This is a genomic window from Agrobacterium sp. 22-210-1, from assembly GCF_053522525.1.
In genome coordinates, this window is record NZ_JBNWCI010000001.1 from 1,319,830 (window position 1) to 1,336,056 (window position 16,227).

Sequence of the window (16,227 nt, forward strand, 5' to 3'; positions counted from 1 at the left end):
GCGTCATCCTCGCCCTTGAGGCGAGGATCCCTGACCGGTTGCAGACATTAACCCTTGCCTCAGGGGCGAGGATGGCGACGATGTGGAGAGAGGCCCGGAACTACCCAACGCGAGCGCCATATAAGGGCACTTTTGCCGTCGGCGTAGACACCGTTTGTTGTGCCTGAACCCTCACACAGACCGCGTCAGTCCGCCATCGACGCGGATATTCTGACCGGTGATGTACCCTGCCCCCTCAGATGCGAGGAACGCCACGGTGGCGGCGATCTCCTCGCTTTTCCCATAACGCTGCATCGGCACGCCCTGACGGCGTTCTTCCGTGGCAGGCAGGCTGTCGATCCAGCCGGGCAGGACGTTGTTCATGCGCACATTGTCGGCCGCATAGGTATCGGAAAAAATCTTGGTGTAGGAGGCAAGGCCGGCGCGGAAGACGGCCGATGTCGGGAACATGCTGCTCGGCTCGAAGGCCCAGGCGGTGGAGATGTTGACGATCGCACCCGCCTTCTGCTTCACCATGACCGGAGCGATAATCCGTGTCGGGCGGATGACGTTCAGCAGATAGACGTCGAGACCCGTATGCCATTGCTCGTCGGTAATATCGAGGATGGAGGCGCGCGGGCCATGCCCGGCGCTGTTGACCAACACATCGATACGGCCGAATTTTTCGAGCGTCAGATCCGTGAGGCGCTGGAGATCGTCATTGGACTGGTTGGAGCCGGTGACGCCGATGCCGCCCAGTTCCTGCGCCAGCGCTTCCCCCTTGCCCGAAGACGACAGGATCGCAAGCTTGTAGCCGTCCGCGGCCAGACGTTTCGCCACGGCGGCTCCCATGCCGCTGCCACCCGCCGTTACAACAGCCACTTTTTCTGCCGACATCGTTTTCTCCATTTCCAATCCGGTGAACCGCCGCGTGGCGATCCTTCTCCATGCTTGAACCGCCTCATCTATAGCGGGTTTTGGAAACAAGTTCGAACCAGAAAGCCTTGGGTCCGCGTGAAGAAAAACTGATGCTGGCGGCGTCTCAGCGCGGCACTTCCACATCCGCCGAATGAACGTATCTGCTGTCCGGCGGAGCCTCCTCCCTCTCCCGCAGACCGTAGTCGCGCATCACATAGGCGATACGCAGGCGGTAATTGGAAAAGACGCCGGAGCGTCCCATGGCCTGTGCTGCGCGATGCGGCGCGGTGTTGCGCCATGCCTTCACCGCCTCCTCATCCCGGAAGAACGAAAAAGAGAGCATCTTTTCAGGATTGCTGATGCTCTGAAACCGCTCAACCGACACGAAGCCATCAATGGTTTCCAGTTCAGAGCGCAGGCTGGCGGCGATATCAAGATAATGCTGTTTCTCGCCCTCGGCCGGAAAGACCTCGAAGATGACGGCGATCATCATTCACCTCCGGCATGGGGAGAGGAGGCAAGCCGCAGGAAAAGCCTATCCTCACGGCGGATAAATTGCTCGCGGCGGGCGAATTCATAATTCTCGCGCCCAGCCGGGTCGGCGGCGAGCCGCGCCCTGTAGGCCTCGTATGCGGCGAGGTTTTCAATATTGTAGACACCGTAAGCGATCGTGCTCGATCCCTCCTTCGGCGCGTAATAACCGATGAGATCGGCCCCGCAGCGCGGTATCACCTCTCCCCAGCTGCGGGCATATCGGTCGAAGGCGTCGACCTTGAAAGGGTCGATCTCGTAACGAATGAAGCAGGTCAACATCGTCTTTCTCCTCGTGTTTCTGTCCCTCCTGTTTAAGCCATTGCCTCACGTCAATGCTTCGGCTATCATCGAACTATGAAAGACGGCCCCCTTATCGCCAATGTCGCCGCCCTGATCGGTGACCCTGCCCGCGCCAACATCTTGACGGCGTTGATGGATGGGCGTGCTCTGACAGCAAGCGAGCTTGCCGAGGCCGCCGGTGTCACCCTGCAGACCGCCAGCGGGCACCTGTCGAAACTCTCCGATGCCCAGCTGCTGAAGGCGGAAAAACAGGGGCGTCATCGTTATTTCCGTCTTTCCGACGAGGATGTGGCGCAGGTTCTGGAAGCATTGATGGGACTTGCCCAGCGCACCGGCGCGGTGCGTGTCCGCACCGGACCGAAGGACAAGGCGCTGCGGGAAGCGCGCATCTGTTACGATCATCTGGCCGGGGAAAGCGGCGTGGCGCTGCTTGCGGCCATCACCGCGAACGGGTTCGTGACGCAGGGTGACGATCCCGTGCTGACGGATAGCGGACGCGACTTTTTCTCCAGCTTCGGCATCGATCTTTCGCCGCTCGAAAAAGCACGCCGCCCGGTCTGCCTGCATTGCCTGGACTGGAGCGAGCGCCGGCATCACCTCGGCGGCGGGCTTGGCGCATCGCTGCTCGACGCCATGCGTGAGCGCGACTGGCTGCGGCGCGGAAATGGCCGCGTGCTGACCTTCACGGCAAAGGGTGAAAAGGCGTTCAACAGCACCTTCGGCTGCACGCCCGCCTGATCCCGTGTGAGCTGACTTATTTCAGCCAGCCGGCGATACGCCCCACGGCCTCGGCGATGTCAGACACCGAGCCCGCATAGGAAATGCGCAGTGCGCGGTGGCCCTCCTCCGGGTCGAAATCCATGCCTGGCGTCGCCGCCACGTCGATTTCCGCCAGCATGCGCCTGGCAAAATCCATACTGTCATTGGAAAAGCGGCTGGTATCGACATAGGCGTAAAACGCCCCATCCATGGGCGACGCCAGCGGCAGGCCGATTTCCGGCAGGCGCGCCATCAGGAAATCGCGGTTGGTGCGATAGCTTTCCCTGTAGACATCCAGTTCCTCCGCCGCCGAAAAGGCTGCGGTCGCCGCAAGCTGCGACAGTTCCGGCGGTGAGATATATAGGCTCTGGGCCAGACATTCGACCGGGCGGACCAGATTTTCGGGCAGCACCATCCAGCCGATGCGCCAGCCGGTCATGCAGTAATATTTCGAGAAAGAATTGATGATCACCGCACTATCGGTGATTTCAAGCGCGCTCGTCTCTTCGCCGACAAAGGTGAGGCCGTGGTAGATCTCGTCGGAGATGAAAGCCATGTCGCGGCTTTCGCAATAGCTGGCGAGCCGTTTCAGCGCGTCGCGGCCGGTGACGGTGCCGGTCGGATTGGCCGGGCTTGCCAGAAGCACGCCTTTCAGCTTGCAGCCGGCTTTGGCTTCCGCCCGCTCCAGACTGGCGGGCGTCAGCGTATAGCCGGTTTCGGCCGTAACCGGCACTTCGACCACATTCAGGCCAAGTGCCTTCAGAATATTGCGATAGGCCGGATAGCCGGGCCTTGCGATCGCGACATGATCACCCGCATCGAAGAGGCTGAGGAAGGCGAGATTGAAGGCGGCGGAAGAACCTGTCGTTACGGCAATGCGGGCCGGATCGATAGCCACCTGATGGCGCAGCCGGTAGTGGCCGGCAATTGCTTCCCGCAATTCACGCAGGCCCAGCGCGTCGGTATAACCGATGCGCCCGTGCTTCAGCGCGGCCTCAGCCGCCTCAAGCGACGCCTTCGGCGCTGGATGGGAGGGCTGTCCGACAGCCATGGAAATGACGGGGCGCCCCGCCTGCCTGCGCCGGTTCGCTTCCGCCAGGATATCCATGGCGTGAAAGGGTTCGACTGCGCTCCGCTTCGACATCGTAATCAAGGGCATGCTCTTTCCTGAACCGTATTTCGCAGACTTGCCGCAGAATCACAATCTTCACAATCATGCGACCATAATGCGGACAACTATTTTTGCCGTATGGCATTTGGCTTAAAGTAAGGTAATTGCCATCATGATATTCATGAAGCACTGACCGCACAGTAATGAGGACCGATATGGCGCATCTTCTCCGTTCAACCCTTCTCGCCAGCGTGACGGCCCTTTCGACGGTTTTCGCGTCTCTGCCCGCTCATGCTCTGGATGCCGAGCAGAAAAAGGAAATGGGCGAATTCATCAAGCAATATCTGATCGAGAACCCCGAGATCATGCTTGAGGTTCAGGACGCGCTTGAACGCAAGCAATATGCGGCCCGTAACGCCAAGGCGGCAGAAGCCGTTGCCGACAACAAGAAGACCATCTTCGAATCGAAATACGATCTGGCGCTCGGCAATCCGGATGGCGATGTGACGCTGGTCGAGTTCTTCGACTATAATTGCGGTTACTGCAAACGCGCCATGGGCGATATGGACGCAATTTTGAAGGGCGACAAGAAGGTGCGCGTCGTCCTCAAGGAATTTCCCATCCTCGGGCCGGAATCGGTTGCCGCCCATCGCGTTTCCAATGCCGTGAAACTGCTTGCTCCGGCCAAGTACCCCGAATTCCAGCGCACCCTGCTTGGTGGTCGCGGGCGCGCGAACGAGGGCAGCGCCATGGAAGTCGCCACCGCGCTCGGCCTCAAGGAAGCCGACATCCGCAAGTCGATGGCGGAAAACCCCAATGACGCGCAGGTGCAGGAAACGTACAAGCTGGCAACCAGCCTCGGCATTACCGGAACACCGTCCTATATCGTCGGCGACGAGGCGGTTTTCGGTGCTGTTGGTGCGGACCCGCTGAAGGAAAAAATCGCCAATATGCGCAGCTGTGGAAAAGCCACCTGCTCGTGATTTTTAGAGCGGTGGGCGATAAATCGGAATCGGTCCCGCCGCTCCAAGTTTTTGTTCGAACATCGGATTGTCTGAAAACCGCAAGACACTTTTCGGTTGGATGCTTAAAAAAGCCCCTGCATTCCCTGTGAGATGCCGGGCAAGCCGGCGCTTTCCGGCTTGCGGGGGCTTTTCCTTGGCGGCTGCGCAGTCTATAGCTGTCGCTGATTTTCTTATGGAAACTTGAATGAGCAATATCATCATCGTCATCAACGGCCCCAATCTCAACATGCTGGGAAAAAGGGAACCGGGTATCTATGGTGGCAAGACGCTGAAGGACATCGAGAATGATTGTCTTCAAGCCGGTGCCGATCTCGGTTTCGCAGTGGAATTCCGCCAGTCCAACCACGAAGGCGTGCTTGTGGACTGGTTGCACGAGGCGGGTGAGCGGGCGGCAGGCGTCGTCATCAATCCCGGCGCTTACAGCCACACCTCTATCGCGTTGCATGACGCTATTCGTGCGATTTCCACGCCTGTCGTGGAAGTGCATATTTCCAACATCCACGCCCGCGAAGAGTTCCGTCACAAATCGATGGTATCACCTGCAGCGAAGGGCATGGTCTGCGGTTTTGGACCATACGGATACATCATGGCGCTTCACGCGCTGAAAAACATCACGGCATAAAAAGAAACAAAGAATAGGGTTTGTCATGTCTGAAAAGAAACAGGGTATCGACAAGGAACTGATCCGCGAGCTCGCGAATATCCTCAACGACACCGACCTTTCGGAAATTGAAGTGGAGCAGGACGACCTGCGCATCCGCGTTTCCCGCGCTGCGCCGCCCGCCCCGGTTTACGCGGCGCCCGCCCCTTACGCCGTGCCGGCAGCAGCTCCCGCCGCGGCACCGACAATCGCCGCGCCGGCAGCACCTGCGGCCTCCGCAGCACCGGCCCGCAACCCGGCCAACACCGTTTCCTCGCCGATGGTCGGCACTGTCTACCTCTCGCCTGCTCCGGGCGCCCGTCCCTTCATCGAAGTGGGCGCGACCGTCAAGGAAGGCCAGACCATCCTCATCGTCGAAGCCATGAAGACCATGAACCAGATTCCGGCGCCCAAGTCCGGCAAGGTCGTGGAAATCGTCGTCAACGACGCACAGCCCGTGGAGTATGGCGAAGCCCTCGTGGTCATCGAATAAAGGCGGTTCAGCATGGTTTCGAAGATCCTCATAGCCAACCGTGGCGAGATCGCGCTGCGTGTCATGCGTGCCGCAAAAGAGCTTGGCATTCCGACTGTCGCCGTGCACTCCACGGCCGACGCGGATGCGATGCATGTGCGCCTTGCCGACGAAAGCGTGTGCATCGGCCCGCCGCCCTCGCGTGACAGCTACCTCAACATCCACCAGATCGTTGCGGCCTGCGAAATCACCGGTGCGGACGCCGTTCATCCCGGTTACGGCTTCCTGTCGGAAAATGCCAAATTCGCCGATATTCTCGACGCGCACGGCATCACCTTCATCGGGCCGACCGCCGAACATATCCGCATCATGGGCGACAAGATCACCGCCAAGCAGACGGCGCAGGAACTCGGTATTCCCGTGGTTCCCGGCTCCGACGGTGAAGTGAAGCCTGAAAACGCGCTCGAAATCGCCCGGACGATCGGTTTCCCGGTCCTCATCAAGGCGACGGCGGGCGGCGGTGGTCGCGGCATGAAGGTGGCGAAGACCGAAGCCGATCTGGAAGAGGCGGTTGCGACTGCCCGTTCCGAAGCGGCAGCCGCCTTCGGCAACGATGCCGTCTACATGGAAAAATACCTCGGCAAGCCGCGCCATATCGAAGTGCAGGTTTTCGGCGATGGTGAAGGCAATGCCGTTCACCTTGGGGAGCGCGATTGCTCGTTGCAGCGCCGCCACCAGAAAGTGCTGGAAGAAGCCAATTCACCGGCACTGACAGTCGAACAGCGCATGAAGATCGGCGAAATTTGCGCCGACGCCATGCGCAAGCTGAAATATCGTGGTGCCGGCACCATTGAGTTCCTGTATGAAAATGGCGAGTTCTATTTCATCGAAATGAACACCCGTCTGCAGGTGGAGCACCCGGTAACGGAAGCGATCACCGGCATGGATCTCGTGCAGGAGCAGATCAGGGTCGCTTCGGGCCAGGGCCTGTCGGTCACGCAGGCGGATATCGAATTCCATGGCCATGCCATCGAATGCCGTATCAATGCCGAAGATCCGCGCACCTTCGTTCCCTCTCCGGGCACGCTGACCTATTTCCACACGCCGGGCGGCCTTGGTGTGCGCGTCGATTCGGGCGCATATCAGGGCTACAAGATCCCGCCCTATTACGACAGCATGATCGGCAAGCTGATCGTTCACGGTCGTGACCGTGACGAGTGCATCCGTCGTCTGCGTCGGGCGCTGGACGAATTCGTCGTCGACGGCATCAAGACCACGCTGCCGCTTTTCCAGGATCTTCTCCAGAATGAGGATATTCTGAACGGCGATTACGATATTCACTGGCTGGAAAAATATCTGGCCGGTGACGCGTCTCACTAAGACGATATGGCTGGGCGGCGCAGCAGAAATAACGGCATAACAGTCGATATTCTGCTGCGCGCCTATTCCGCCGGCCTTTTTCCCATGGCCGATTCGGCTGATGATCCGGAGCTTTTCTGGGTTGAGCCGGAGATACGCGGCATCATCCCGCTCGATGATTTTCACGTCTCCAAAAGCCTTGCCAAGGCGATTCGCAAGAAGCCGTTCGACATACGCTTCAACACCGCCTTCGAAGCTGTCATGGCTGGCTGCGCTGCCGCAGCGCCGGACAGGCCGAGCACCTGGATCAACGCCACCATTCGCAAGCTCTACACCGAACTGCACCAGATCGGCCATGCACACAGCGTCGAGGCTTGGGAAGGCAAGGAACTTGTCGGCGGGCTTTACGGCGTGTCGCTCGGGGCGGCCTTCTTCGGCGAAAGCATGTTTTCCCGTCGCACCAACGCCTCGAAGATTTGCCTCGTGCATCTGGTGGAGCGGTTGAAGGCAAGCGGCTTTGTGCTACTCGACACACAATTCACCACCGAACACCTCAAGACATTCGGGGCCATCGATGTGCCGAAGCAGGACTATGCAAAAATGCTAGACCTTGCCGTCAACCGGCCGAGCCTGCAATTCTGAAGACTTTACGTAAAGTTATTTGCTTGCCGTTGAGGGAGCCGGAACTTCCGAGTCCTGCTTGCAGCCCGTCAGCCAGACGTCATAGATCGGGTGTTCAACGGCGTTGAGGCCTGGGCTGTCGGCGAACATCCAGCCGGTGAAAATCCGCTTGATCTTGCGGTCGAGCGTGATTTCATCGACCTCGACAAAAGCGTCGATCTTCTGGGTTTCCGTCTGATCGCGGGAATAACAGACCTTTGGCGTCACCTGAAGCGCGCCGAATTGCACCGTCTCGTCGATATAAACATCAAAGGACGTGATGCGGCCGGTGATCTTGTCGATGCCGGAAAACACCGCAACGCGGTTTTCCAGACGGGCGGCGGAGACGGGTGAAATGAGGATGGCAGCAGAGACCGCAGCAAACAGCGACACTGTCAGCGCACGCAAAGAACGATCCCGCGTGATTTTCCTCATACGATATGTCTCCAAATATTTGCCTGTGTCGAGACGCCGACCGGATCAACGCGTAAGGGCGGAATGTGGCAAAAACCGGTGAGGCCGAATATCAGCGCGGTGTTTTGCACAACACCGCGCATCACAATAGCTCAGTTGCCGGGTGTCCAGGCGTCGTAGTCGCCGGTCACGCGCGGCCGCTCGCCGGCAACAGCCAGCGACCCTTGAGGGCGATAGGCCTTGGACGTGCCGGTGTGGTTCGGCTGGTGCGGCTTCTGCCATTCGCGCGCGACGTAGCTTTCCTGACTTGGCGGCACGTCGGTGCGGTAATGCATCCAGCCATGCCAGCCCGGCGGAATGGCCGAGGCTTCCGCGTAACCATTATAGATCACCCAGCGGCGCGGCATGCCCCAGGATGTGGTGCCGCCTTCGTAATAGGTATTGCCCAACTCATCCTGTCCGACTTTCTTGCCAAAACGCCAGGTGTGAAACCGCGTTCCGATCGTCTGGCCGTTCCACCAGGTGAAGATTTGCGTCAGGAGAGTCTTCATTATCCGTTCCTCGGGCTTGAATGCGCTGCAGCGATTTTAAATCGCACGGCACAAGACATGCTTATGCCGCCCCTCACGGCAATTGTCCAGCATTTCGAGATATATCCGCGCTATTTCAGCTTCATCCTGAAGCCTAAATGCCGCTTCTCAAAACCCAGCCGCTCATAGAAGCGATGCGCATCCAGCCGGGCCATGTTGGAGGTGAGCTGCGCGGCGTTCAGGCCCTGACGTCGGGCTTCCTCAAGGCAATAATTGATCATCACCGCGCCGATGCCCCGTCCGCGCATGTCAGACCGTGTCTGTACCGCCTCGATCACCATGGACTTTGCCCCTCGCCCGACGAGCTTGGTGAGGATGGCCGTCTGGAAGGTGCCGACAACCTCGCCATCCAGCTCCGCCACATAGAGCGTTTCGCTCGGCGATGCGGCAATGGCACGGAAGGCCGCGAGATAGTCGGGCTGCGCCGATTCGTCAGCGGTGTCGCCGTGGCCGCCGATCTCGTCGGCGGCAAAAATGGCGGCGAGCGCCGGGAGATCGTCTTCGCGCGCCGTGCGGATGATCAGCTTCTGCAATGTCTCATTCATCGTTTCAGGCTCTTTTCCATAACGATGCCGGGCAGCCCCTCGATGCCCGCCATGCGCTCGATTCGGTCCACCTCGACAAATCCGACGCCTTCATAAAAGGCGATTGCGACAGTATTTTTAGGCTCGACTTCCAGCCGCATGATTTCCGCGTCCGGAAAACAGGTTTCAAGTTCGGCGAAGAGATCGCGGCCAACACCCTGACGCTGAAGGTCTGGCGCCACATAGAGCTGGTGCAGCAGGGCCGTCTTCGCCATCTTGGTGGACATGGAGCCATAGGCCATGCCGCCGATCCGCTTGCCGTCATCCGCCACCAGAAACTCGCCGCCCTTTTTCTCGACCCGGTCCTTCATGGCCTGCGGTGAGTGCCATGCGGCAATCAGTTCGTTCACCTTGTCCGCGCCGTAAATCACGTCGTAGGTCGCGTGCCAGGTCGTCGCGAGCAGGGTGCGAACCGGCTCAATGTCACGCAGGCTTGCCGTGCGGATGAAAAACATGATTTGGCTCCGTCTTGAAACAGAAATGCCGGGCGTTGATCCCGGCAGAAGTGATGTCAAATTTCGATACTCAGCGTCATCCTCGGCCCCCGAGCCGAGGATCCATGCATCCGCAGGCCGTGGATGGTCGGGTCAAGCCCGACCATGACGCCGTGCAAGAGGCATGCTTCCTTGTCACTCTTCCTCGATACCGAGCTTGGCCTTCACCAGCGCCTGCACCGCCTGCGGGTTGGCCTTGCCGCCCGTCGCCTTCATGACCTGACCGACGAACCAGCCGGCGAGCGTCGGCTTCGCCTTGACCTTCTCGACCTGATCCGGGTTGGCGGCGATGATATCATCCACGGCCTTTTCGATGGCGCCGGTATCGGTCACCTGCTTCATGCCGCGGGCCTCGACGATTTCAGCCGGGTTGCCGCCCTCGTTCCAGACGATTTCGAACAGATCCTTGGCGATCTTGCCGGAAATGGTTTCGGCCTTGATAAGATCGATGATGCCGCCGAGCTGTTCCGGCGAAACCGGCGTCGTCTCGATATCCTTGCCAAACTTGTTGAGCGCGCCGAGAAGGTCGTTGATGACCCAGTTGGCGGCGGCTTTCGGATCGCGGCCGGCAGCGACAGCCTCGTAATAATCGGCAATCGCCTTTTCCGAAACGAGGATCGAGGCGTCATAGACCGATAGACCAAGATCGGCCACGAAACGCGCCTTCTTGTCGTCGGGCAATTCAGGCAGATCGACCTTCAGCGCTTCGACGAAAGCATCGTCGAATTCGAGCGGCAGCAGGTCCGGATCGGGGAAGTAGCGATAGTCATGCGCATCTTCCTTGGAGCGCATGGACCGCGTTTCGCCCTTGCCGGGGTCGAACAGGCGGGTTTCCTGATCGATGGCACCACCATCTTCCAGAATAGCGATCTGGCGGCGCGCCTCATATTCGATGGCCTGGCCGACGAAGCGGATGGAGTTGACGTTCTTGATTTCGCAGCGCGTGCCGAAACCTTCGCCCGGACGACGCACGGAGACGTTGACGTCGGCGCGCATCGAGCCTTCGTCCATGTTGCCGTCGCAGGTGCCGAGATAGCGCACGATGGAGCGCAGCTTGGTGAGATAGGCCTTCGCCTCATCCGAGGATCGCATGTCGGGCTTGGAGACGATTTCCATCAGCGCCACGCCAGAACGGTTGAGATCCACGAAGGACATGGTCGGGTGCTGGTCGTGCATGGACTTGCCGGCGTCCTGCTCCAGATGCAGGCGCTCGATGCCGATCTCGATATCCTCGAAATTGCCCTGACGGTCCGGCCCCAGCGAAATGGTGATGATGCCTTCGCCGACAATCGGGTCCTTGAACTGCGAAATCTGGTAGCCCTGCGGCAAATCCGGATAGAAATAGTTCTTGCGGTCGAAGATCGAACGGTTGTTGATCTTCGCCTTCAGGCCAAGACCGGTACGCACCGCCTGTTTGACGCATTCCTCGTTGATGACGGGGAGCATGCCTGGCATGGCGGCGTCCACCAGCGACACGTTGGCGTTCGGCGCATTGCCGAAGGTGGTGGAGGCACCGGAAAACAGCTTGGAATTGGAGAGAACCTGCGCATGGACTTCGAGGCCGATCACGATTTCCCAATCGCCGGTGGCGCCGGGAATGAAGCGTTTCGGGTCGGGGGTGCGCACGTCTACAAGGGTCATCTGAAGCTCACGATATACGGGTTCTTTGGCTTTGGTGGGTAGAACATATGGCGCGCGGGCGCAAGACATCTTGCGTCCTCTGACGCCACGCGCCGGATTTTCGGCCGCGCCGGACACGGGTTTTTTACGCTTCTCGAATTCAATTCAGGCCATGACGACAATCGCCCTCGGTTTCCTGGTCTATATCGCCTTCAATTTTTTCGTTTTTCTCGTCTACTGGTGGGACAAGGAGGCGGCGAGAAATGGCGGCTGGCGCATTCGCGAGAGCACATTGTTGTGGCTCGCCTTCCTGGGCGGCAGCATCGGTGCGATTTCGGCTCAGCACCTCCTGCGGCATAAAACGCGCAAGGAACCGTTCCGCAGCATCCTGCCAGCGATCATGATCGTGCACGCCGGCCTCATCACATCCGTGATCATCATGCCGAACTGGCCGATGCGGCTGGTAACCCTTGCTCAGAACTCCGTGCCGTAAACACCGCTCTCGATCTCGACAAGCTGCTTTTGCAGACCGACCGACTGCACATCGCGATCAAGCTTCGGCGCGTAGGAAACGGAGAGCCAGCGGACGCTATAGCCATGGTGGCGGAAAAAAGCGACGGCCGGTTCGTTCTGGGCATGGGTTTCAAGCCGGATGGTTTCGAAGCCCTTATCCACTATCAGCCGTTCAATATCAGCGAGCAGGAGACTGCCGACCCGCCGGCGCTGAAAATCCGGATCGATCCAGAAATCTGAAATCGTCTCGTCGAAATGTTCCCGCGCCGCCCATCCGGCAACCGAGCCACCGGACTCCGCTACCCGGATGGCCAGCCATGAGGAGCGGGTGAAATTGGAAAAGGCACTTGCCGCGTTGTCATAAAGCGTCGCGGTGATGCCGAGTGCGGCGGTTGCCTGCCGCCAGGCCCTGAGGCCGATGGCAGCCAAGGCCTCCGCTTCCTGCTCAAGCGCATTGCGAATGACGATCAAGCCGCGCCCTCCATGGCCGCAAGAAGTAAAGCACCGGCCGCGTGATTCGGCCAGCGCAGCTTTAAGGGCGGTGTCCATCTGCACAACCGTAAAAATGGCAACGGATGCGAACAACACGCCGGACTTGACCGCCATGGCCTGGCCCGCTAACGAAAAAGCGCAAGTCAGGAGTTTTTATGTTCGCTCAATCGGAGTCCCGGTAACGGCCCTGCCCGCAAGTTTCTTGCGCGCCGGGCCATGCTGAAACCGAGCCGGATGCCTTAACGGCACCCGGGTTTGCTTTCACGCGTCTATATGACGCCGACCGGACTTCCAAAAATGGACATTTCCCGCGCCGAACAGCGCATTCTTCACCTGCTCGCCCAGGGCGGCAGAATTGAACTCGTTCGAGACGATACCCGCAAAATCGAAAAAATTGCGCTCTATACGCGCGACGGCTGGATTTTCAGCGGCCTCGATCTCCTCACCTTCCGCAAACTGAAACGGAAGAGAGCAATCGCCTCTTCCGGCGGCAAACCTTACCGCATCACCACGCGCGGGCTGGAACTCGTGCGGGGTGAGCTGGATAATCGATAAAAAGAGACGGGCGGCACTTTGATGCCGCCCGTCGGATTTCTCATTCGCTTGTCAGGCCTCTCACCACCACTTGGCGGGGGTGAACTTGCCGGCGGCCTGCTCGATGGCATGTGCAGTCTTGAACAGCGTCTCTTCTTCGAAAGGCTTGCCGATAAGCTGCAGGCCGAGCGGCAGCCCCTTGCCGTCAAGGCCGGCCGGAACCGAAAGGCCCGGAAGTCCGGCCATGTTGACGGTGATGGTGAAGACGTCTTGCAGATACATCTTCACCGGATCGGACGCGAGTTCCTCGTCACCCACAGCGAAGGCGGAAGATGGTGTGATCGGCGCCAGAATGGCGTCGACGCCATCGTGGAAGACGTTTTCGAAATCGCGCTTGATGAGGGTGCGGACCTTCTGCGCCTTCAGGTAATAGGCGTCGTAATATCCGGCCGACAGCACGTAGGTGCCGACCATGATGCGGCGCTGCACTTCCTTGCCGAAACCGGCCGCGCGGCTCTTTTCGTACATGTCGGCAATGTCCTTGCCGTCGACGCGCAGGCCGTAGCGCACGCCGTCATAACGGGCAAGGTTGGACGAGGCTTCGGCCGGCGCGACGATGTAATAGGCGGGAAGCGCGTATTTGGTGTGCGGCAGCGAGATATCGACCACCTCGGCACCGGCATCGCGAAGCCACTCGACGCCCTTCGCCCAGAGCTTCTCGATCTCTTCTGGCATGCCGTCGACGCGATACTCCTTCGGAATACCGATCTTCAGGCCCTTGAGCGACTGGCCAATGGCCTTTTCGTAATCCGGCACCGGCAGGTCGACGGAGGTGGTGTCTTTCGCATCCACACTTGCCATGGTCTTCAACAGGATTGCGGCGTCACGCACGTCACGGGCAATCGGGCCTGCCTGATCCAGCGAAGAGGCATAAGCGACGATGCCGAAGCGTGAGCAGCGGCCATAGGTGGGCTTGATGCCGACGGTGCCGGTGAAGGCCGCCGGCTGGCGGATGGAGCCGCCGGTGTCCGTTGCGGTGGCACCGGCGCAGAGATGCGCGGCAACCGCTGCGGCTGAACCGCCAGACGAGCCGCCGGGCACCAGCTTCTGCTCGGAGCCGTTGGCGCGCCACGGGTTGATGGCCGGTCCATACCAGGAGCTTTCATTGGACGAGCCCATGGCGAATTCGTCCATGTTGAGCTTGCCGAGCATGACGGCGCCCTGATCCCAGAGGTTCTGGGTGACGGTGGACTCATATTTCGGCTTGAAGCCGTCGAGAACATGCGAACACGCCTGTGTGTGCACGTCGCGGGTGGCGAAAAGGTCCTTCACACCAAGCGGAACGCCTTCCAGCTCGCCAGCCTTGCCGGCGGCGATGCGTTCATCAGAGGCTTTCGCCATCTCGCGCGCCTTTTCAGGCGTCAGGGCGACATAGGCGTTCAGCGCGCCGTTGGCCGCATCGATGGCGGAAAGATAGGCGTCGGTCAGCTCCAGGGCGGAAAATTCTTTGCCCTTCAGCTTTTCGCGGGCTTCGGCAATGGTCAGGCTCGTCAGGTCGGTCATGGTCGGCAACGGCTTTCGAAAATCTCGGAAAAATCAGGCGGCAAACGGCGGTCGCTTATTCGACCACTTTCGGGACCATGAAGAAGTCCCGGTCGGTCGCAGGCGCATTGGCGACGATGTCTTCCGCCTTGTTGCCGTCGGTCACCACGTCGGCGCGTTTCTTCATGTCCACCGGGGTCACTGACGTCATCGGCTCGACGCCATCGACATTCACTTCCGAAAGTTGCTCCACGAAACCGAGTATGCCGTTCAGCTGCCCGAGCATATTCTGTGCTTCTTCTTCGTTGACAGCGATACGGGCAAGGCGCGCAACGCGCTTTACGGTGGCGAGATCGACGGACATGGTTCTACTCCGGTCAGAATTTTCCTACCCGCTATAATCACCATGTCCGCCATTCGCAACGGTAGAAAGCATGTCGCGTCAAACTGTGTGGCGGTTTTGCAGTCGCGACATGTGCAGGCAAAATGTCAGAAGGACAGCGTATCGCCTGCCTTAGGCGTGTGAACACGGGCTTCAGAGCCTTCCATGCCGGCCACGAATTTCTCCGGCGTCTGGTCGATGATCGGGAAGGAACCGTAGTGGCAGGGAAGCACGTTCTGGAACTTGAAGAAACGCTGGCAGGCGAGTGCAGCCACCGCCCCGCCCATGGTGAAGCGGTCACCGATCGGCACAAGGCCGATATCCGGCTGGTGCAGTTCATTGATGAGCTTCATGTCGGAGAAGATGTCGGTGTCACCCATGTGATAGACGGCCGGGCCATCCTCGAAATGCAGCATCAGGCCATTGGCGTTGCCGAGCGAATGGGAGACGCCATCTTCGGTGATCTGGGCGGAGGAATGCAGCGCATTGGTGAAGGTGACCGAAAAACCATCGAAATGCACCGTGCCGCCGGTATTGCCCATATCGACCTTCGCGACACCCTTTGCGGAAAGCCAGGCGGCAAGATCAGCATTCGCCAGCACAGTCGCGCCCGTCTCACGGGCAAGCTGCACGGTATCGCCGACATGGTCGCCATGGCCGTGGGTCAGGAGAATATGAGTGATGCCTTCGGCCGCCGTCTTCCCATCCTGCCCGGCAAAACCGGGATTGCCGGTGAAGAACGGATCGATGAGGATCTTCGCGCTACCGTTTTCGAGGCGGAAGGCGGAATGGCCGAGCCAGGTGATTTTCATGGGAACTTCTCCTTTGTATTGCCGGTGTAGTATGACATAGAGCATTTCCAGTAAAAGTGCGTAGCGGTTTTACGTCTGGAAAATGCGTAAAATCAAAGGTCTAGAGCGGGTCTCACGTTTCCGTTGAAAACGGACGTTCTCTGGAAACAGCCTGAAGAACCGCACTACCGATATTTCAGAGAGGCGACAATGGCCGCAGATAATGACGATTACGTGTATGACGAGGCAACCGGCGAATGGCGGCCGGCTTCCGAATTGGCAGCAGAGGCGGCGCGCGCCAATGAAGTGCGCGATGCGGCGGGCAATGTGCTTGAAGATGGCGATTCCGTAACCCTGATCAAGGATTTGAAGGTCAAGGGCACCAGCACGGTCATCAAGCAGGGCACCGTCATCAAGTCCATCCGTCTCACCGGAAATCCGGAAGAGATCGATTGCAGGCATGATGCGGTCAAGGGTCTGGTGCTGCGCACTGAATTCGTCCGCAAACGATAAA

22 protein-coding genes are annotated in these 16,227 nt (G+C 59.4%); 9 read left to right on the plus strand and 13 right to left on the minus strand.

Annotated elements, in window-relative coordinates:
• Nucleotides 1-171: 171 nt before the first annotated feature.
• The 3 genes from ACQZ5F_RS06585 to ACQZ5F_RS06595 form a co-directional block, all read right to left on the minus strand.
• The gene (locus ACQZ5F_RS06585; RefSeq protein WP_052818603.1) at nt 172-876 is read right to left on the minus strand and encodes an SDR family oxidoreductase; all 705 of its coding nucleotides are present in this window, start codon (nt 874-876) and stop codon (nt 172-174) included.
• A gap of 145 nt (nt 877-1,021) precedes the next feature.
• On the minus strand, nt 1,022-1,387 hold the full coding sequence (locus ACQZ5F_RS06590) for an antibiotic biosynthesis monooxygenase family protein (RefSeq protein WP_448731078.1): 366 nt from the start codon (nt 1,385-1,387) through the stop codon (nt 1,022-1,024).
• The gene (locus ACQZ5F_RS06595; protein WP_225339895.1) at nt 1,387-1,710 is read right to left on the minus strand and encodes an NIPSNAP family protein; all 324 of its coding nucleotides are present in this window, start codon (nt 1,708-1,710) and stop codon (nt 1,387-1,389) included. The genes ACQZ5F_RS06590 and ACQZ5F_RS06595 overlap by 1 nt, the downstream gene beginning before the upstream one ends.
• Nucleotides 1,711-1,785: 75 nt before the next feature.
• Between ACQZ5F_RS06595 and ACQZ5F_RS06600 the strand changes: the two genes are divergently transcribed.
• Entirely contained in the window at nt 1,786-2,469 is a 684-nt protein-coding gene (locus ACQZ5F_RS06600) for an ArsR/SmtB family transcription factor (RefSeq protein WP_225339896.1), read from the plus strand.
• Nucleotides 2,470-2,485: 16 nt separating this feature from the next.
• Here the strand turns inward: ACQZ5F_RS06600 and ACQZ5F_RS06605 are convergent, their stop codons facing one another.
• Nucleotides 2,486-3,643, minus strand: coding sequence for a pyridoxal phosphate-dependent aminotransferase (locus ACQZ5F_RS06605; RefSeq protein ID WP_046800371.1), 1,158 nt, complete (start codon nt 3,641-3,643; stop codon nt 2,486-2,488).
• A gap of 173 nt (nt 3,644-3,816) precedes the next feature.
• Between ACQZ5F_RS06605 and ACQZ5F_RS06610 the strand changes: the two genes are divergently transcribed.
• The 5 genes from ACQZ5F_RS06610 (at nt 3,817) to aat (ending at nt 7,739) form a co-directional block, all read left to right on the plus strand.
• Nucleotides 3,817-4,584: a DsbA family protein gene (locus ACQZ5F_RS06610; protein WP_225339897.1), complete on the plus strand. Its 768-nt coding sequence runs from the start codon at nt 3,817-3,819 to the stop codon at nt 4,582-4,584.
• A gap of 226 nt (nt 4,585-4,810) precedes the next feature.
• A complete protein-coding gene (gene aroQ, locus ACQZ5F_RS06615; protein ID WP_020012378.1) occupies nt 4,811-5,248 on the plus strand; it encodes a type II 3-dehydroquinate dehydratase in 438 nt (145 codons plus the stop codon).
• Between the two features lie 25 nt (nt 5,249-5,273).
• Nucleotides 5,274-5,759 (plus strand): acetyl-CoA carboxylase biotin carboxyl carrier protein, encoded by a 486-nt coding sequence (gene accB / locus ACQZ5F_RS06620; RefSeq protein ID WP_046800272.1) that lies wholly within the window; start codon nt 5,274-5,276, stop codon nt 5,757-5,759.
• Between the two features lie 12 nt (nt 5,760-5,771).
• A complete protein-coding gene (gene accC, locus ACQZ5F_RS06625; protein WP_448731079.1) occupies nt 5,772-7,118 on the plus strand; it encodes an acetyl-CoA carboxylase biotin carboxylase subunit in 1,347 nt (448 codons plus the stop codon).
• A 6-nt stretch (nt 7,119-7,124) separates the two neighbouring features.
• Nucleotides 7,125-7,739, plus strand: a complete 615-nt coding sequence (gene aat, locus ACQZ5F_RS06630; protein ID WP_046800273.1) for a leucyl/phenylalanyl-tRNA--protein transferase — start codon at nt 7,125-7,127, stop codon at nt 7,737-7,739.
• Between the two features lie 15 nt (nt 7,740-7,754).
• Here aat and ACQZ5F_RS06635 read toward each other — a convergent pair whose 3' ends face one another.
• The 5 genes from ACQZ5F_RS06635 to gatB form a co-directional block, all read right to left on the minus strand.
• Nucleotides 7,755-8,192: a DUF2155 domain-containing protein gene (locus ACQZ5F_RS06635; protein ID WP_046800274.1), complete on the minus strand. Its 438-nt coding sequence runs from the start codon at nt 8,190-8,192 to the stop codon at nt 7,755-7,757.
• A gap of 131 nt (nt 8,193-8,323) precedes the next feature.
• Complete coding sequence (locus ACQZ5F_RS06640) at nt 8,324-8,722, minus strand: NADH:ubiquinone oxidoreductase subunit NDUFA12 (protein WP_080866104.1); 399 nt, start codon at nt 8,720-8,722, stop codon at nt 8,324-8,326.
• A 110-nt stretch (nt 8,723-8,832) separates the two neighbouring features.
• Entirely contained in the window at nt 8,833-9,306 is a 474-nt protein-coding gene (locus ACQZ5F_RS06645) for a GNAT family N-acetyltransferase (RefSeq protein WP_225244345.1), read from the minus strand.
• Entirely contained in the window at nt 9,303-9,800 is a 498-nt protein-coding gene (locus ACQZ5F_RS06650) for a GNAT family N-acetyltransferase (protein WP_046800277.1), read from the minus strand. The genes ACQZ5F_RS06645 and ACQZ5F_RS06650 overlap by 4 nt, the downstream gene beginning before the upstream one ends.
• A gap of 174 nt (nt 9,801-9,974) precedes the next feature.
• Nucleotides 9,975-11,480 (minus strand): Asp-tRNA(Asn)/Glu-tRNA(Gln) amidotransferase subunit GatB, encoded by a 1,506-nt coding sequence (gatB, locus tag ACQZ5F_RS06655; protein ID WP_046800372.1) that lies wholly within the window; start codon nt 11,478-11,480, stop codon nt 9,975-9,977.
• Nucleotides 11,481-11,631: 151 nt separating this feature from the next.
• Here gatB and ACQZ5F_RS06660 point away from each other — a divergent pair, with 151 nt between their 5' ends.
• Entirely contained in the window at nt 11,632-11,952 is a 321-nt protein-coding gene (locus ACQZ5F_RS06660) for a DUF1294 domain-containing protein (protein ID WP_225339898.1), read from the plus strand.
• Here the strand turns inward: ACQZ5F_RS06660 and ACQZ5F_RS06665 are convergent.
• A complete protein-coding gene (locus tag ACQZ5F_RS06665; protein ID WP_046800278.1) occupies nt 11,934-12,443 on the minus strand; it encodes a GNAT family N-acetyltransferase in 510 nt (169 codons plus the stop codon). The genes ACQZ5F_RS06660 and ACQZ5F_RS06665 overlap by 19 nt on opposite strands.
• A 318-nt stretch (nt 12,444-12,761) precedes the next feature.
• On the opposite strand from ACQZ5F_RS06665, the gene ACQZ5F_RS06670 reads away from it, so the two are divergent.
• Nucleotides 12,762-13,019 (plus strand): YjhX family toxin, encoded by a 258-nt coding sequence (locus ACQZ5F_RS06670; protein WP_046800374.1) that lies wholly within the window; start codon nt 12,762-12,764, stop codon nt 13,017-13,019.
• A gap of 60 nt (nt 13,020-13,079) precedes the next feature.
• Here the strand turns inward: ACQZ5F_RS06670 and gatA are convergent, their stop codons facing one another.
• The 3 genes from gatA to ACQZ5F_RS06685 form a co-directional block, all read right to left on the minus strand.
• A complete protein-coding gene (gatA, locus tag ACQZ5F_RS06675) occupies nt 13,080-14,561 on the minus strand; it encodes an Asp-tRNA(Asn)/Glu-tRNA(Gln) amidotransferase subunit GatA (protein ID WP_225339900.1) in 1,482 nt (493 codons plus the stop codon).
• A gap of 55 nt (nt 14,562-14,616) precedes the next feature.
• On the minus strand, nt 14,617-14,904 hold the full coding sequence (gene gatC, locus ACQZ5F_RS06680) for an Asp-tRNA(Asn)/Glu-tRNA(Gln) amidotransferase subunit GatC (RefSeq protein WP_045015982.1): 288 nt from the start codon (nt 14,902-14,904) through the stop codon (nt 14,617-14,619).
• A 125-nt stretch (nt 14,905-15,029) separates the two neighbouring features.
• Nucleotides 15,030-15,734 (minus strand): metal-dependent hydrolase, encoded by a 705-nt coding sequence (locus ACQZ5F_RS06685; protein ID WP_052818517.1) that lies wholly within the window; start codon nt 15,732-15,734, stop codon nt 15,030-15,032.
• 189 nt (nt 15,735-15,923) lie between these two features.
• Between ACQZ5F_RS06685 and ACQZ5F_RS06690 the strand changes: the two genes are divergently transcribed.
• The gene (locus ACQZ5F_RS06690; RefSeq protein WP_052818518.1) at nt 15,924-16,226 is read left to right on the plus strand and encodes an alkylphosphonate utilization protein; all 303 of its coding nucleotides are present in this window, start codon (nt 15,924-15,926) and stop codon (nt 16,224-16,226) included.
• The last annotated feature ends 1 nt before the right edge of the window (nt 16,227 follow it).

What these genes read in the sequence shown, in the direction of transcription:
- ACQZ5F_RS06585 (WP_052818603.1), bottom strand. Translation starts at nt 876, where the DNA reads ATGTCGGCAGAAAAAGTGGCTGTTGTAACGGCGGGTGGCAGCGGCATG.
- ACQZ5F_RS06590 (WP_448731078.1), bottom strand. Translation starts at nt 1,387, where the DNA reads ATGATCGCCGTCATCTTCGAGGTCTTTCCGGCCGAGGGCGAGAAACAG.
- ACQZ5F_RS06595 (WP_225339895.1), bottom strand. Translation starts at nt 1,710, where the DNA reads ATGTTGACCTGCTTCATTCGTTACGAGATCGACCCTTTCAAGGTCGAC.
- ACQZ5F_RS06600 (WP_225339896.1), top strand. Translation starts at nt 1,786, where the DNA reads ATGAAAGACGGCCCCCTTATCGCCAATGTCGCCGCCCTGATCGGTGAC.
- ACQZ5F_RS06610 (WP_225339897.1), top strand. Translation starts at nt 3,817, where the DNA reads ATGGCGCATCTTCTCCGTTCAACCCTTCTCGCCAGCGTGACGGCCCTT.
- aroQ (WP_020012378.1), top strand. Translation starts at nt 4,811, where the DNA reads ATGAGCAATATCATCATCGTCATCAACGGCCCCAATCTCAACATGCTG.
- accB (WP_046800272.1), top strand. Translation starts at nt 5,274, where the DNA reads ATGTCTGAAAAGAAACAGGGTATCGACAAGGAACTGATCCGCGAGCTC.
- accC (WP_448731079.1), top strand. Translation starts at nt 5,772, where the DNA reads ATGGTTTCGAAGATCCTCATAGCCAACCGTGGCGAGATCGCGCTGCGT.
- aat (WP_046800273.1), top strand. Translation starts at nt 7,125, where the DNA reads ATGGCTGGGCGGCGCAGCAGAAATAACGGCATAACAGTCGATATTCTG.
- ACQZ5F_RS06635 (WP_046800274.1), bottom strand. Translation starts at nt 8,192, where the DNA reads ATGAGGAAAATCACGCGGGATCGTTCTTTGCGTGCGCTGACAGTGTCG.
- ACQZ5F_RS06640 (WP_080866104.1), bottom strand. Translation starts at nt 8,722, where the DNA reads ATGAAGACTCTCCTGACGCAAATCTTCACCTGGTGGAACGGCCAGACG.
- ACQZ5F_RS06645 (WP_225244345.1), bottom strand. Translation starts at nt 9,306, where the DNA reads ATGAATGAGACATTGCAGAAGCTGATCATCCGCACGGCGCGCGAAGAC.
- ACQZ5F_RS06650 (WP_046800277.1), bottom strand. Translation starts at nt 9,800, where the DNA reads ATGTTTTTCATCCGCACGGCAAGCCTGCGTGACATTGAGCCGGTTCGC.
- gatB (WP_046800372.1), bottom strand. Translation starts at nt 11,480, where the DNA reads ATGACCCTTGTAGACGTGCGCACCCCCGACCCGAAACGCTTCATTCCC.
- ACQZ5F_RS06660 (WP_225339898.1), top strand. Translation starts at nt 11,632, where the DNA reads ATGACGACAATCGCCCTCGGTTTCCTGGTCTATATCGCCTTCAATTTT.
- ACQZ5F_RS06670 (WP_046800374.1), top strand. Translation starts at nt 12,762, where the DNA reads ATGGACATTTCCCGCGCCGAACAGCGCATTCTTCACCTGCTCGCCCAG.
- gatA (WP_225339900.1), bottom strand. Translation starts at nt 14,561, where the DNA reads ATGACCGACCTGACGAGCCTGACCATTGCCGAAGCCCGCGAAAAGCTG.
- gatC (WP_045015982.1), bottom strand. Translation starts at nt 14,904, where the DNA reads ATGTCCGTCGATCTCGCCACCGTAAAGCGCGTTGCGCGCCTTGCCCGT.
- ACQZ5F_RS06685 (WP_052818517.1), bottom strand. Translation starts at nt 15,734, where the DNA reads ATGAAAATCACCTGGCTCGGCCATTCCGCCTTCCGCCTCGAAAACGGT.
- ACQZ5F_RS06690 (WP_052818518.1), top strand. Translation starts at nt 15,924, where the DNA reads ATGGCCGCAGATAATGACGATTACGTGTATGACGAGGCAACCGGCGAA.